Source organism: Streptomyces montanisoli (assembly GCF_017813245.1).
In the GTDB taxonomy this organism is placed as follows: domain Bacteria; phylum Actinomycetota; class Actinomycetes; order Streptomycetales; family Streptomycetaceae; genus Streptomyces; species Streptomyces montanisoli.
On record NZ_JAGIQL010000165.1, the window covers coordinates 1 to 13290 of the forward strand.

A 13290-nucleotide genomic window follows, 5' to 3' on the forward strand; every position below is an offset into this window, starting at 1 on the left:
CCCCCCCCCCCCCCCCCCCCCCCCCCCCCCCCCCCCCCCCCCCCCCCCCCCCCCCCCCCCCCCCCCCCCCCCCCCCCCCCCCCCCCCCCCCCCCCCCCCCCCCCCCCCCCCCCCCCCCGCCGGCGCCCGCCCCCCCCGCCCCCCCGCCGCCCGGCCCCCGCCCCCCCCCCCCCCCGCCCCCCCCCCCCCGCGCCCCCCCCCCTCCCCCCCGCCCCCCGCCCCCCGCCGCGCCGCCGGGCGAGGCCCCGAACGCCGCGGGCAAGGGCGGCACCGGCAAGGACGGCACCGGCAAGGACGGCGCCGGCAAGGGCGACGGCGAACGGCGGCCGAAGGAGCCCGCCCCCGCGCAGCCGCCCGGCGAGCGCCCCGTGCCGAAGCCCTCCGAGGTCTTCCCGCCGCGCAGGAAGCCCGCGCCGCCCGCTCCGCCCCGGCCGCAGGAGCGCGCCGCGGTGTAGCTAATGTGGTCGGTATGGACTATGTATCCGCGCTTGTGCCTCCTGTGGTCATGGGGGCCTTCTTCGTCTTCCTCGTGCGGCTGATCATCAAGACCCAGGGTGGTCCCAACAAGAGCAAGGAAGACGCCGCCGTGGACGCGGCCATCGCGCGCGCCGAGGCCGCGGGCGCGGCGCAGGGCGCCGCACGCGAGACGCGCGGCGTCTGACCCGGCGCCACCCGGGGTCCGACCCGGCGCCACCGGGCGCACGGCCCTCGGGGGCGTGCGCCCTTTTCGCTGCGCAAATAACCGTCTTTTCGGACATTGCGGACTAGGCTGGGGGACGTGCCCCGCCAATTGGGAGACCTCGAAGACGCCGTGATGACGCGCGTCTGGCAATGGAACCGTCCGGTGACCGTCAGGGAAGTCCTCGAAGACCTCCAGCAAGAACGCTCGATCGCCTACACGACCGTCATGACGGTAATGGACAACCTCCATCAGAAGGGCTGGGTGCGCAGGGAAGTCGAGGGCCGCGCCTATCGATATAGGGCGGTGTCCACCCGCGCCGCCTATGCGGCAGCCCTGATGAACGACGCCTGGTCGAGGAGTGACAACCAGGCCGCGGCACTCGTCGCGTTCTTCGGCATGATGTCGCCGGAGCAGCGGCGGTCCTTGGAGGCCGCCGTCCGTATCGTCCAGGGGACCCGCGCCGAGGACCCGGCGGAGGGCCGCGAAGGGGCGGGCCTCCGGGGCGCCGGATCGGACGGGGGCGGTGAACGATAGCGTCCTGTTCATGCCCTCACCGCAGCCGCCGGCTCCCGCAGAACTGAATGCCGTGACCGTCAGACGCGCCAGGACGCGCGATGTCACCGCGCTGCGCGGCCTGGTCGGCACTTACGCGGGCTCCGGCATCCTCCTCGACAAAGCGCCTGTGACCCTTTACGAGGACATCCAGGAGTTCTGGGTCGCCGAGAGCCCCGACGGCACCGTCATCGGCTGCGGCGCCCTGCACCCGATGTGGGAGGACCTCGCGGAAGTGCGCACTCTCGCCGTCGACGCTTCGGCGAAGGGCGCGGGAGTGGGGCACAAGCTGCTCACCGAGCTGCTGCGCGCGGCGCGTGAGCTCGGCGTCAGCCGGGTATTCTGCTTGACCTTCGAAGTCGACTTCTTCACGAAGCACGGGTTCGTGGAGATCGATGGGACACCCGTCGGTGGGGATGTGTACAGAGAGCTGCTGCGTTCCTATGACGAGGGTGTTGCCGAGTTCCTCGGTCTCGAACGAGTGAAGCCGAACACCTTGGGCAACAGCCGGATGCTTCTGCACCTGTGACGGCGCGAAGATGTCCGAATCGCGTGCGTTTCCCGTTTGTTGAGCCACTGAACCCCTCCCGGGGGTTTGTGTTTTCCCCGGAAAAGGGGTTTCCTTTCCGCGTACTGCATTTTCGATGAAAGGAAATCAGGTGGCACAGAAGGTTCAGGTCCTTCTTGTCGACGACCTCGACGGTGGCGAGGCGGACGAGACCGTCACGTTCGCGCTGGACGGCAAGACCTACGAGATCGACCTCACGACGGCCAATGCCGACAAGCTCAGGGGTCTGCTCGATCCGTACACCAAGAGCGGGCGCCGTACCGGCGGTCGTGGTGCGTCGGGCCGCGGCAAGGGCCGCGTCGTCTCGGGCGGCAACAAGGACACCGCGGAAATCCGCAAGTGGGCCAAGGACAACGGTTACAACGTGAACGACCGCGGCCGCGTTCCGGCCGACATCCGCGAGGCCTACGAGAAGGCCAACGGCTGACGATGCGCATCCGCGGCGATGGTGCGAGCGTGCCCGCGGGCGATACGGACCCGGTGGCACTCCGCGGCCGCCGTGTCCACGAGGCGTACGAGATCGGGGGCACCCCCACCGCTGCCCCCGGTACCGGTAGCCGTCCCGGTGCCGCCACCCGGGACGCCGCCGTCGCACAGGCGTAGCGCGGGCAGCGCGAGGGCCACGGGGGGCCGCAGCCACGCGGCGGCCCCCGGCACTGCGCGTGCGTGCCGCAACGGCGGCGCGGGCGCCTCCACGCCGCACCCCGCGCCGAGCGCGTCGAGATCCAGGGCGATGCCGCCCCATTCGAGCCAGTCCAGCAGCCCCGGCACCTCCTCCGCCGCGCCCGCCGCCACGAGGAACCACATCCGCGTGCGATCGGCGCTGAGCGCCACCGGACCCGAGGCGGCCTTGCCGAGCACCGCGAGACCCGCGTCCGCCGGCAGCCCGAGCACGTCGAAGGCCACGCCCGTCGCGAGCCGCGGCGGCGCGCCCGCAGGGCCGCGCGTGAGGGGCCAGCCGAGCGCGTCCACGTAGAACGCGTGGAACTCCTGGAAGTCGCGCGACTCACGGAGCCCGTGGGAGCGGCGCGTCACCTCCGCGTACGCGTGGGGGCCACGCGGTCCTGGCACAGTGGGCGGCATGAAAGGGCCAACGGTGCGGCACCGGCCCGGGTTACGCTGCGTGCGCCGCCGTTCACCCTTGGCGACGCCGAATCGGGCCGGGGGTGCCGCGCCGGGGTCGCGCCCTGTTCGCCCTCAGCGGAGGGAACGGGGGTGGGCGGCATGGACTGTCAGTGCCGGCGGGTAAGACATCCCTAGTGGGGAGGGGCCCCACACGGGCCGGGGCGGCCGCCGTTCGCCATGGGCGTACAGATGGCGGCGGTATCCGCTTGGCCTGGGGGAACATCGTCTCGCACCATCGGGTTGGAGCGTTCGTCAGCAGTTCAAGAGGAACGCTGCTCCCCGCGGATGCGGGGATGGACCCGAGCGGTCCCCGCTTGCGGGACTAAGCTGCGGAAGGACAGAGAGGGGACCGACCCCTTTTACTGCCTGACCGCTCTGAGGAGCGATAACGATGTTCGAGAGGTTCACCGACCGCGCGCGGCGGGTTGTCGTCCTGGCACAGGAAGAAGCCCGGATGCTCAACCACAACTACATCGGCACCGAGCACATCCTCCTGGGCCTGATCCACGAGGGTGAGGGTGTCGCCGCTAAGGCCCTGGAGAGCCTCGGGATCTCGCTCGAGGCGGTCCGCCAGCAGGTCGAGGAGATCATCGGCCAGGGCCAGCAGGCCCCGTCCGGCCACATCCCCTTCACCCCCCGTGCGAAGAAGGTCCTGGAGCTTTCGCTCCGCGAGGCCCTCCAGCTTGGCCACAACTACATCGGCACGGAGCACATCCTGCTCGGCCTGATCCGCGAGGGCGAGGGCGTCGCCGCCCAGGTCCTCGTGAAGCTGGGCGCCGACCTGAACCGGGTGCGGCAGCAGGTCATCCAGCTGCTGTCCGGCTACCAGACGAAGGAGTCCGCCACCGCGGGCGGCCCGCAGGAGGGCACGCCCTCCACGTCCCTGGTGCTGGACCAGTTCGGCCGCAACCTCACCCAGGCGGCCCGCGAATCCAAGCTCGACCCGGTCATCGGGCGCGAGAAGGAGATCGAGCGGGTCATGCAGGTGCTCTCCCGCCGCACCAAGAACAACCCGGTGCTCATCGGCGAGCCCGGCGTCGGCAAGACGGCGGTCGTCGAGGGCCTGGCGCAGGCCATCGTCAAGGGCGAGGTGCCGGAGACCCTGAAGGACAAGCACCTCTACACGCTGGACCTGGGCGCGCTGGTCGCGGGCTCGCGGTACCGGGGTGATTTCGAGGAGCGCCTGAAGAAGGTCCTCAAGGAGATCCGCACGCGCGGCGACATCATCCTCTTCATCGACGAGCTGCACACGCTGGTCGGCGCGGGTGCCGCGGAAGGGGCGATCGACGCGGCGAGCATCCTCAAGCCGATGCTGGCGCGCGGTGAGCTCCAGACGATCGGTGCCACGACGCTGGAGGAGTACCGCAAGTACCTGGAGAAGGACGCGGCACTCGAACGCCGCTTCCAGCCCATCCAGGTCGCCGAGCCTTCGCTGCCGCACACGATCGAGATCCTCAAGGGCCTGCGCGACCGGTACGAGGCGCACCACCGCGTCTCCATCACCGACTCGGCGCTCGTCGCGGCCGCCACCCTGGCCGACCGGTACATCTCGGACCGCTTCCTGCCGGACAAGGCGATCGACCTGATCGACGAGGCCGGCTCCCGGATGCGCATCCGCCGGATGACCGCGCCGCCGGACCTGCGCGAGTTCGACGAGAAGATCGCCGGCGTGCGCCGGGACAAGGAGTCCGCGATCGACTCCCAGGACTTCGAGAAGGCGGCTTCCCTCCGCGACAAGGAGAAGCAGCTGCTCGCCGCGAAGACCAAGCGGGAGAAGGAGTGGAAGGCCGGCGACATGGACGTCGTCGCCGAGGTGGACGAGGACCTGATCGCCGAGGTGCTGGCCACGGCCACGGGCATCCCGGTCTTCAAGCTCACCGAGGAGGAGTCGTCCCGCCTGCTGCGCATGGAGGACGAGCTGCACAAGCGCGTCATCGGCCAGGTGGACGCCGTCAAGGCGCTCTCCCGGGCGATCCGGCGTACGCGTGCCGGCCTGAAGGACCCGAAGCGGCCCGGTGGCTCGTTCATCTTCGCCGGCCCGTCCGGTGTCGGTAAGACCGAGCTGTCCAAGGCGCTGGCGGAATTCCTCTTCGGCGACGAGGACGCGCTGATCTCCCTCGACATGTCGGAGTTCAGCGAGAAGCACACGGTTTCCCGCCTCTTCGGCTCGCCCCCCGGTTACGTGGGCTACGAGGAGGGCGGCCAGCTCACCGAGAAGGTCCGCAGGAAGCCTTTCTCCGTCGTCCTCTTCGACGAGGTCGAGAAGGCCCACCCCGATATCTTCAATTCCCTTCTGCAGATCCTGGAGGACGGCCGCCTGACCGACTCCCAGGGCCGCGTCGTGGACTTCAAGAACACGGTCATCATCATGACGACCAACCTCGGGACGCGGGACATCTCGAAGGGCTTCAACCTGGGCTTCGCGGCGCAGGGCGACACGAAGACGAACTACGAGCGGATGAAGGCGAAGGTCAGCGAGGAGCTGAAGCAGCACTTCCGCCCCGAGTTCCTCAACCGTGTCGACGAGGTCATCGTCTTCCCGCAGCTCACCCAGGAGGACATCCTGGAGATCGTCGACCTCCGCATTCGCGAGATGGACGAGCGGCTCAAGGACCGTGACATGGGCATCGAGCTCAGCCAGAACGCGAAGCAGCTGCTCGCGGACAAGGGCTACGACCCCGTGATGGGCGCCCGGCCGCTGCGCCGGACGATCCAGCGCGAGGTGGAGGACGCCCTGTCGGAGAAGATCCTCTTCGGCGAGCTGCGTCCGGGACACATCGTGGTCGTGGACACCGAGGGCGAGGGTGAGGAGCGCAAGTTCACCTTCCGCGGCGAGGAGAAGGCGGCCCTGCCGGACGCTCCTCCCATCGAGCAGGCGGCGGGCGGCGGCCCGAACCTGACGAAGGAAGCGTGACGGGTCGCGCCGAGCGCGCGCCACGCTGACAGGGGCCGGGCCCCGGACCGAGACATCGGTCCGGGGCCCGGCCCTTTCGCGCGCCGGTTCGCGCGCCGGTTCGCGCGCCGGCGGGCGCGTGGCCCGGCCTTCGCGCGTCTGTCGGGTCACACGCGGGGTCCCGGCAAGGTCCCTCGGCGGGCGGGGCGTTGGTCCCGAACCGGACGGCCCTCGTGCCCGGTGGCCGTGACAAGCCGCACAGGCCGTTTCGGCCCTACTAGGGCCGTTAGGGGGAATGCCGGGTATTTGACCATTGAATTGCCCGGTTTGGCCGGAAAAATGCCGAGGAAGGCGGCTCGGCAGGGCGAGTCAAGGGACTTTCGGCCGTCAGGCGGGTACGAAGCCGTATCGTAGATGAGGCATTTGGGCGTAGATGCCCGGTCGGGTTACCAAGGTGGGGCAAGCCCGGTGCGGGAGCGCCGGGTCCTTTCATGCCCGGAGGTTTCCCGTATGTCGCTGCGCTCGAAGTTCCGCACCCCGCACACCAACGTCCGTCGTGCTCGCGTCGCCGTCGTGGCCGCAGGACTCGGGGTGTCGCTGGCGGGCGGGGCCGGGGCCGCGTTCGCCGCGACCGGCGACGCCGGCACCCAGGCGCCCGTCACCCCCGCGTCCACCGCCGTGACCACCGCGGCCGCCGTGCACCAGCAGGCGGACGCCCAGGCCAAGGCCGCGACCCACGCGAAGCAGGCGGCCGCGCACGCCAAGCAGGTCAAGGCGGCGAAGGCCAAGGCGGCCAAGGCCGCGGCCGCGAAGAAGGCCGCGTCCTGGATCGACCCCGTCACGCACTACACGCTGACCGCGAAGTTCGACGACTCCGGTAGCCACTGGATGCACAAGCACTCCGGCCAGGACTTCGCCGTGCCGGTCGGCACCGCGGTCCACGCCGCGCACACCGGCACGATCGTCAAGGCCGGCCCGCACGGCGCCGGCGACGGCGACGCGTACGGCAACGCCATTGTCATCCGCCACTCCGACGGGAAGTACTCGCAGTACGCGCACCTGTCGCGCATCGAGGTGCACGTGGGCGAGCACGTGAAGACCGGCGACGAGATCGCGAAGTCCGGCGACACCGGCAACACGACCGGACCGCACCTGCACTTCGAGATCCGCACCACGCCGAACTACGGCTCGGCGATCAACCCGGTCGCGTTCCTCAACAAGATGGGCGTCAAGGTCTGACGTCCGACGGCGGCCGTGTGGGATCAGGCGGCCGGGCCGCGGCCCTCGTGGGCGGCCGCCAGCAGCTCGAAGGAGACTTCGAGGAGAGCGTCGTACTTCTCCTCGGGGTCTCCTTCGACGTCCTTCAGGGCGAACATGCCCGCGTGCAGCGAGATCAGCGCCGCCGTGCAGCGCACCCGGTCGGCGAGCGACGGGTCGGGCGCGAGCAGCAGCTCCATCGTGTCGTCGACACGGCTCTTGAACGTCTCGCCGACCCGCAGGTCGCGCAGCTCGGCCTGGTTCTCCTGCATGAAGCGGAACAGCCGTGACGACGCCTTGAGCTGCTCCGTGTAGCGCCGCAGGAACTCCTGCTTGACCTCCAGGGTGCGCGGCTGTTCCCGCGCCCACGCGATCAGCTCGTCGAGCGGCTCGACCCGGTCGGCGAAGAGGCTGACCAGGATCGATTCCTTGGTCTTGAAGTGGTAGTACAGCGCGGCCTTGGTGACCTCCAGCCGCTCCGCGATCTCCCGCAGGGACGTCTTCTCGTACCCCTGCTCCACGAAGAGGTCGAGGGCGATGTCCTGGATCCGCTGCCGGGTGTCGCTCTTGCGCTGGGTTCCCGTGCCCGCCATGGCGCGCTCCCGCTCTCTTGGAGGCGCCTCTCGCGCCGCGTCTCGCGTGACGGCCGCCGGATCGGTGGCTGCCGCCCCATTGTACGTACTAGCCGGGCGGCAAGTAAGACCGCGCCCCACAACCGGAACGCCCCCCCGGGCGCCGATGCCGACCGCCTGGCGCGTGGGCGCGGGCTCGGGGGTGCTTCGCGTGCCCGCTCGCGCCGCGCCGTGCCGCGTGGGCTCAGGGTTTTTGTGGGGGGCCCACGATCGGGAAGCTGCCCGTCGTCGTCGGCGCGTGCTCCGGGAGCCAGAGGACCGCCACCGCGCCGCCCGCACCGTCCGCGCCCGCGTTCCTGAACGTCAGCCGCGCGCCCAGCACCTTCGCCTGGCCGGCCGCGATCGTCAGGCCGAGCCCGTGGCCCTGGCCCGCGCGGTCCGACGTGCCCGTGCGGAACCGGCTCGGCCCCTCGTGCAGCAGCGCGTCGGGAAAGCCCGGCCCGTGGTCGCGGATGCGCAGCACCCGCCCCTCGACCTTGACCTCGATCGGCGCGCCGCCGTGCCCCCGCGCATTCGCGAGCAGGTTGCCCAGGATCCGCTCCAGCCTGCGCGGGTCCGTGTTCACCCACGACTCGCGCACCACCTCCACGTCCGCGCCGGGATCCATCGTGGGCACCCGGCGCTGGACGAACTCGCCGAGCGCAATCTCCTGCAGCTCGGCGCGCTCGGACGCGCTGTCGAGCCGCGCGACCTCCAGCACGTCCTCCACCAGCGTCCGCATCGCCTGGGCCCTGTCCCGTACGAGCTCGCTGGGCCGGCCGGGCGGCAGCAGCTCGGCGGCCGTGACCAGGCCGGTGACCGGGGTGCGCAGCTCGTGCGCGATGTCCGCCGTGACCCGGCGCTCCGCCTCGATGCGCTCGCCGAGCGCGTCGGTCAGCGCGTCCACCGCACGGGCCAGCTCGTCCGTCTCGTCCCGTACGACACCGCCGACGGCCGTGCCGACCCTGACGTCCGTCTGGCCCTGCGCCACCCGGCCCGCCGCGGCCGCCGCCTTGCGCAGCCGCCGGGAGATCTGGCCGCCGATGAGCACGCCGAGCGCGGAGCCGCCGACGACGACGGCCGCGGAGCCGATGATCAGCGCACGGTCCAGGTCCTTCATGATCGTCGTGGAGCGCTCGGCGAACTTGCTGTGGCTGGAGAGCACCGTGCCGTTGCCGAGCGGCACCGCCGCCCACACGTCCGGCACGCCGCCGCCCTGGACGAGCGTGGCGCGCCTGCCCTGCTTGGCCTTCTCGCGCAGCTCGTGCGGCAGCGCCGGGTCGTTGATCTTCGTGCCGAACTTGGCTTCCTTCGTCGTGTCGTAAAGCCGCTCGGCGAACAGCGTCTGGGCGAGCTGCGACTCGCGTGCGTTGTCCAGCATCGAGACGCGGGCCGCGTTGTGCACGACGAGGCTCAGCGCCACCGCGATCAGCGCGCCGACCGCGGCGATCGCGATGCTGATCTTCCACCGGATGCCGGTGCGCAGAGCGAGCCGCCTCACGGCTTCAGCTTGTACCCGAAGCCGCGGACCGTCTCGATCCTGTCCTGGCCGATCTTGGCGCGCAGCCGCTGCACGTGGACGTCCACCACCCGGGTGTCGCCGCCCCAGCCGTAGTCCCACACGCGGTCGAGCAGCTTGTCCCTGGACAGCACCGTGCCAGGGGACGCGGAGAACTCCAGGAGCAGCCGCATCTCGGTCGGCGTCAGCGACACGGGCTCGCCGTCCTTGAGCACCTCCATGCCCTCCGTGTCGACCTCCAGGTCGCCGAACGCCAGCACGCCGGAGCGGCCGCCGCCGTCGAGACCGTCGCCCTGTTCGGCGCCTGCGGCGCCCCGCGCCCCCGCCGCGTGGCCGAAGCGGCGCAGCACCGCGCGGATCCTGGCGACCAGCACGGCGCCGTCGAACGGCTTGGTGACGTAGTCGTCGGCCCCGGCCTCGAGGCCGAGCACGACGTCGATGGAGTCGGCGCGCGCCGAGAGCATGATGACGGGCACGGCCGACTCGTCGCGGATGCGCCGGCACAGGCTCACCCCGTCGAGGCCGGGCACCATCACGTCGAGCAGCGCGATGTCCGGGCGGTCGGCGCGGAACGCGTCGAGGCCGGACAGCCCGTCGGGCATGGCGGTCACCGTGAAGCCGTCCCGCTCCAGCGCGAGCTGGGTGGCCTCGCGGATGACGTCGTCGTCCTCGACGAACAGCACATGGGTGTCGGCCATCCGGGGGCTCTCAGCCTTTCTCTCGCACTCTCTCGGTTGGTTCTGGGCTTTCCCCCAGTGTCCGGGATTCCCCGGCGTCCGGGGTTCCTCAGCCCGAGGGGGCCGGGGTGGGGGCGGAATCGCCCAGGTCGTCGTCGCCGTCCACGGGCTTGCTGTAGGTGTTGCGTACCCGGTATCGCTCGACGAACTTCGAGTTCGTCCAGTCGTACGTCACGACCTCCTCGCCCGAGGGGTACGCGACCGAGTCGCCCTTGCCGTACACCTGCTGCGTCACGACCAGCTCGCCGCGGTCTATGGCCGCGTACACCGAGGGCTCCTCGGACGTGAAGACGTTCTCGTACTTGCCCGGCAGCGGCGGCTGCTTCTTGCGCAGCAGCGGCTCCACGCTCTCGCCGGGCTTCGGGCCGCCGCTGGAATGCGCCCCGGCCGACCGGCTCGCACCGGCCCCTGACGTGGCCGAAGACGGGGTCGTGGACGTGGCCCCTGACGTGGCCGCGCCGCCGCCGTCACCCGTCGCACGGTAGACGTACGTGCCGATCCCGATGGAGTCCTTGCAGGTCGTCACGTTGATCACGAGGTCGGGACGGGAGCCGCCTGTGAGATCGCCGTAGGAGGTGTTCACCGGGTACGAATCGGCGCCGCACGGCTTGAGGCCGTCCTTGATCTTCTCGCTGACCCGCGGGTCGGCCCGCAGCAGTGCCACCGGGTCGACGCTCCTCGCGGTGGGCCGGGGGCTCTGCGAGGGCGTGGGCATCGTGCGCTCGACGGGCGCGGGTACGGCGGGCCCCTCGTCGCGCATGCCGGTGCCGCCGGCCGAGCAGCCGCCGGCGAGCAGCCCGATGGTGGCGAGGCCCGCGAGCCCGGCGACGGTCGAGCCGCCGGCCGCGAAGACGCGTGCGGTCCTGCGCGGCCGGCGGCCGGAGGCCTCGGACCGGCCGTGAGGGGCGGTCCGGCACGCGGCGCCGGAGTCGCCGAAGGGACGGCCGTCCGTGGAGACGGCCGCCCCGGCCTCACCGGATCCGCCGCCCCCGCCCGGGGACGGCCTCCGGGATCTCAGGCTGCGCACCTGTGGCGCCCCCGTTCCTGGTCAGGACCTTCGCGCCGGACCATGCGCCGGCTCTCCGCACGCTCCACGTCCCTGGCTTCGAGCGCGCGGCTCTCCAGTTCTTCGCGGAGCCGGGCCAGGGCGCGGTGCAGTGTGCTTTTCACCGTACCCGCAGACATGCCCAGCGCGGCGGCGGTCTCGTCGGTGCTCATCTGCTCCCAGTGCCGCAGCACGACCACGCTGCGCTGCTTCGGCGCCAGCACCGACATCACGTCCATCAGCAGGGCGCGGTCGGCGCGCTGCTCCGTGCCGTCCTCGACGCTCGCCTCGGGCAGCTGCTCGGTCGGCACCTCTTCGAGCTTGCGTGCCCGCCACCACTCCGTGCGGGTGTTGATCATGACGCGGCGCAGGTAGGCGTCGGCGAGCGACTTGTCGGCGATGCCCTCCCAGCGGCGGTAGGTGCGCGCGAGCGCGGTCTGCAGCAGGTCCTGTGCGTCGACGGGGTCGGGCACGAGCCGGCGGGCGCTCCGCAGCAGGGCGTCCTGCCGGGTCCTCACGTACTCCTCGAACTCGAGCACCTCGCTGACCTGCGCCATACCTGACCGCCTCCGACCGACCCCGTGCGTGTTCCACGCGCTGTGTGCGTCTGGCACAGAAAGCTACGGAGCGGTTGTCACGGGCCTGTCCTGCGCGGCCGTAGGGTGGCGCACGGCTGTCCATCGGTTGTGTAACGGCGCGACAAATCGGGCGCGCGGGGCGCGCGACGGGCGATGCCGGGCCTCTGGCGCCCGTTCCCCGGGTGTCCGTCGCTCAGCCGCCGCTCGGCCGCCGCTCAGCCGTCCCTCGGCCGTCCCTCGGCCGTCGCTCAGCCGAGTGGCAGGCGGTAGCGGCCGCCGGGCAGCGGCTCCACGAGCCCGTCGGCGACCAGCCCGTCCAGGGCGCGCGCACGCTGCACCGGCTCGTGCCACACGGCGTCGAGGTGCCGCTGCTCCACCGGGTCCGTCGCCTCGCGCAGGACGGCCAGCAGCCTGCCGCGCACCTGGCGGTCGGTGCCCGCGTACGTCTGGCCGCGCCGCGCGGGGCCCTCGTGCGCGGGCTTGCCCGCGAGACGCCACGCGCACGCCGCCGCGAGCGGGCAGCCGCCGCACGCCTCGTTCCTCGCGGTGCAGACGAGCGCGCCGAGTTCCATCGAGGCGGCGGCCCACCGCGCGGCGGTCGCGTCCTCCTCGGGCAGCAGGGCCCGGGCGAGTTTGCGTTCGGCCGCCGTCGTCGCGTTGGGCGGGTACTGGACGCCCGTGACGGCGCGAGCGAGAACGCGGCGCACGTTGGTGTCGAGTACCGCGTGGCGCTGCCCGTACGCGAAAGACGCCACCGCGGCCGCCGTGTACTCGCCGACGCCGGGCAGCGCGAGCAACTGCGCGTGCTCGCGCGGGACCTCGCCCCCGTACCGCTCCGCCATCGCCCGCGCGGCGGCGTGCAGGCGCAGCGCGCGGCGCGGGTAACCGAGCCTGCCCCAGGCGCGCACGGCCTCGCCGGGCGCCTCGGCGGCGAGGTCGGCGGGGCGCGGCCAGCGGGCGAGCCACTGCTCGAACACGGGCAGCACCCGGCTCACCGGCGTCTGCTGCAGCATGAATTCGCTGACCATCACGCCCCAGGCGCCGGCCTCGGGGCGCCGCCAGGGGAGGTCGCGGGCGTTGGCGTCGAACCAGGCGATGAGGGGGGTGTGCAGCGCCGTGGAGTTTCGTTCGGTGGCAGTCATGGCAAGACCGATGGTCGCACGCCACGGCATGCAACGGCGCGCGGGCGGGCGGCGCCACGGACGTGCGGGGATGGCACACCGTGGCGATCATCCGTAAATCTTGGGAGAGGAGGGGCATGGGGGGCGGGAGTTGACGCCGTCGTCTCGTAGAGTTCGGCGCGTGGGTTCTCTGCGTAATCCTGTCGGGCCGCTTCCCTCCTCGATCTACTGGCGCCGGAGGTCGGTGGCTGCCGCTCTGATCGTGCTGGCGGCCGCGCTGATCGCGTGGCTCGTCACCTCGGGCGGCGGGGGAGCGGGCAAGAACCAGGACGACAAGGGCGGAGGCCCCGCGCCCGCCACGTCGATCACCCCTGGCCCCAGCGGCTCGGGGCCCGCGATCAGCCAAGAGCCGGGCGGACGCGACGAGTCGGGCGGCGGCGGCAAGAACGGCGGCGCCGCGGGGGCGTCCGGCGGGTCCGCCGGTTCTGGCGGTTCCGGCGGTTCCGCCGGTTCCGCCGGGAGCGGTTCGGGCGGCGGTTCCGCGAACTCCGGTGGCGGCAGCGGCACCAGGACGAGCACGGGCAGCGGCGGGGCCGCGGGCG

At 72.1% G+C, this 13290-nt stretch carries 13 protein-coding genes and 1 pseudogene; 7 read left to right on the forward strand and 7 right to left on the reverse strand.

Annotation, left to right across the window (positions count from 1 at the left end):
- Positions 1–469 precede the first annotated feature (469 nt).
- The 4 genes from JFN87_RS27510 (at position 470) to JFN87_RS27525 (ending at position 2229) form a co-directional block, all read left to right on the forward strand.
- Positions 470–661 (forward strand): hypothetical protein, encoded by a 192-nt coding sequence (locus JFN87_RS27510; protein WP_030906313.1) that lies wholly within the window; start codon positions 470–472, stop codon positions 659–661.
- 117 nt (positions 662–778) lie between these two features.
- Positions 779–1216, forward strand: coding sequence for a BlaI/MecI/CopY family transcriptional regulator (locus JFN87_RS27515; protein ID WP_209344231.1), 438 nt, complete (start codon positions 779–781; stop codon positions 1214–1216).
- 10 nt (positions 1217–1226) lie between these two features.
- Positions 1227–1763: an amino-acid N-acetyltransferase gene (locus tag JFN87_RS27520; protein WP_209344233.1), complete on the forward strand. Its 537-nt coding sequence runs from the start codon at positions 1227–1229 to the stop codon at positions 1761–1763.
- A 130-nt stretch (positions 1764–1893) separates the two neighbouring features.
- Positions 1894–2229: a histone-like nucleoid-structuring protein Lsr2 gene (locus tag JFN87_RS27525; RefSeq protein WP_209344234.1), complete on the forward strand. Its 336-nt coding sequence runs from the start codon at positions 1894–1896 to the stop codon at positions 2227–2229.
- Here JFN87_RS27525 and JFN87_RS27530 read toward each other — a convergent pair.
- Entirely contained in the window at positions 2208–2885 is a 678-nt protein-coding gene (locus JFN87_RS27530) for an SCO3374 family protein (protein ID WP_209344236.1), read from the reverse strand. The genes JFN87_RS27525 and JFN87_RS27530 overlap by 22 nt on opposite strands.
- A 433-nt stretch (positions 2886–3318) precedes the next feature.
- Here JFN87_RS27530 and JFN87_RS27535 point away from each other — a divergent pair, with 433 nt between their 5' ends.
- Together JFN87_RS27535 and JFN87_RS27540 are read left to right on the forward strand one after the other, a co-directional pair.
- Positions 3319–5841, forward strand: a complete 2523-nt coding sequence (locus JFN87_RS27535; RefSeq protein WP_209344239.1) for an ATP-dependent Clp protease ATP-binding subunit — start codon at positions 3319–3321, stop codon at positions 5839–5841.
- A gap of 489 nt (positions 5842–6330) precedes the next feature.
- Positions 6331–7059: a M23 family metallopeptidase gene (locus tag JFN87_RS27540; RefSeq protein WP_209344241.1), complete on the forward strand. Its 729-nt coding sequence runs from the start codon at positions 6331–6333 to the stop codon at positions 7057–7059.
- Between the two features lie 23 nt (positions 7060–7082).
- Here the strand turns inward: JFN87_RS27540 and JFN87_RS27545 are convergent, their stop codons facing one another.
- From JFN87_RS27545 to JFN87_RS27570, 6 genes are all read right to left on the reverse strand, one after another.
- Positions 7083–7670: a TetR/AcrR family transcriptional regulator gene (locus tag JFN87_RS27545; RefSeq protein WP_209344243.1), complete on the reverse strand. Its 588-nt coding sequence runs from the start codon at positions 7668–7670 to the stop codon at positions 7083–7085.
- A gap of 223 nt (positions 7671–7893) precedes the next feature.
- On the reverse strand, positions 7894–9297 hold the full coding sequence (gene cseC, locus JFN87_RS27550; protein ID WP_372449292.1) for a two-component system sensor histidine kinase CseC: 1404 nt from the start codon (positions 9295–9297) through the stop codon (positions 7894–7896).
- Entirely contained in the window at positions 9186–9905 is a 720-nt protein-coding gene (gene cseB, locus JFN87_RS27555) for a two-component system response regulator CseB (RefSeq protein ID WP_209344247.1), read from the reverse strand. Before cseB ends, cseC begins: the two co-directional genes overlap by 112 nt.
- An 88-nt stretch (positions 9906–9993) precedes the next feature.
- Positions 9994–10971: a hypothetical protein gene (locus JFN87_RS27560; protein WP_209344249.1), complete on the reverse strand. Its 978-nt coding sequence runs from the start codon at positions 10969–10971 to the stop codon at positions 9994–9996.
- Entirely contained in the window at positions 10959–11546 is a 588-nt protein-coding gene (locus JFN87_RS27565) for a SigE family RNA polymerase sigma factor (RefSeq protein ID WP_209344251.1), read from the reverse strand. The genes JFN87_RS27560 and JFN87_RS27565 overlap by 13 nt, the downstream gene beginning before the upstream one ends.
- A gap of 269 nt (positions 11547–11815) precedes the next feature.
- Positions 11816–12709: an HhH-GPD family protein gene (locus tag JFN87_RS27570; protein ID WP_209344253.1), complete on the reverse strand. Its 894-nt coding sequence runs from the start codon at positions 12707–12709 to the stop codon at positions 11816–11818.
- Positions 12710–12869: 160 nt separating this feature from the next.
- On the opposite strand from JFN87_RS27570, the pseudogene JFN87_RS33910 reads away from it, so the two are divergent.
- Positions 12870–13290 (forward strand): annotated as a pseudogene (locus JFN87_RS33910) (hypothetical protein); the annotation flags it as partial.

Excerpts from the sequence above, each read along its gene's own strand:
- JFN87_RS27510 (WP_030906313.1), top strand. The coding sequence starts at position 470 with ATGGACTATGTATCCGCGCTTGTGCCTCCTGTGGTCATGGGGGCCTTC.
- JFN87_RS27520 (WP_209344233.1), top strand. The coding sequence starts at position 1,227 with ATGCCCTCACCGCAGCCGCCGGCTCCCGCAGAACTGAATGCCGTGACC.
- JFN87_RS27530 (WP_209344236.1), bottom strand. The coding sequence starts at position 2,885 with ATGCCGCCCACTGTGCCAGGACCGCGTGGCCCCCACGCGTACGCGGAG.
- JFN87_RS27535 (WP_209344239.1), top strand. The coding sequence starts at position 3,319 with ATGTTCGAGAGGTTCACCGACCGCGCGCGGCGGGTTGTCGTCCTGGCA.
- JFN87_RS27540 (WP_209344241.1), top strand. The coding sequence starts at position 6,331 with ATGTCGCTGCGCTCGAAGTTCCGCACCCCGCACACCAACGTCCGTCGT.
- JFN87_RS27545 (WP_209344243.1), bottom strand. The coding sequence starts at position 7,670 with ATGGCGGGCACGGGAACCCAGCGCAAGAGCGACACCCGGCAGCGGATC.
- cseB (WP_209344247.1), bottom strand. The coding sequence starts at position 9,905 with ATGGCCGACACCCATGTGCTGTTCGTCGAGGACGACGACGTCATCCGC.
- JFN87_RS27565 (WP_209344251.1), bottom strand. The coding sequence starts at position 11,546 with ATGGCGCAGGTCAGCGAGGTGCTCGAGTTCGAGGAGTACGTGAGGACC.
- JFN87_RS27570 (WP_209344253.1), bottom strand. The coding sequence starts at position 12,709 with ATGACTGCCACCGAACGAAACTCCACGGCGCTGCACACCCCCCTCATC.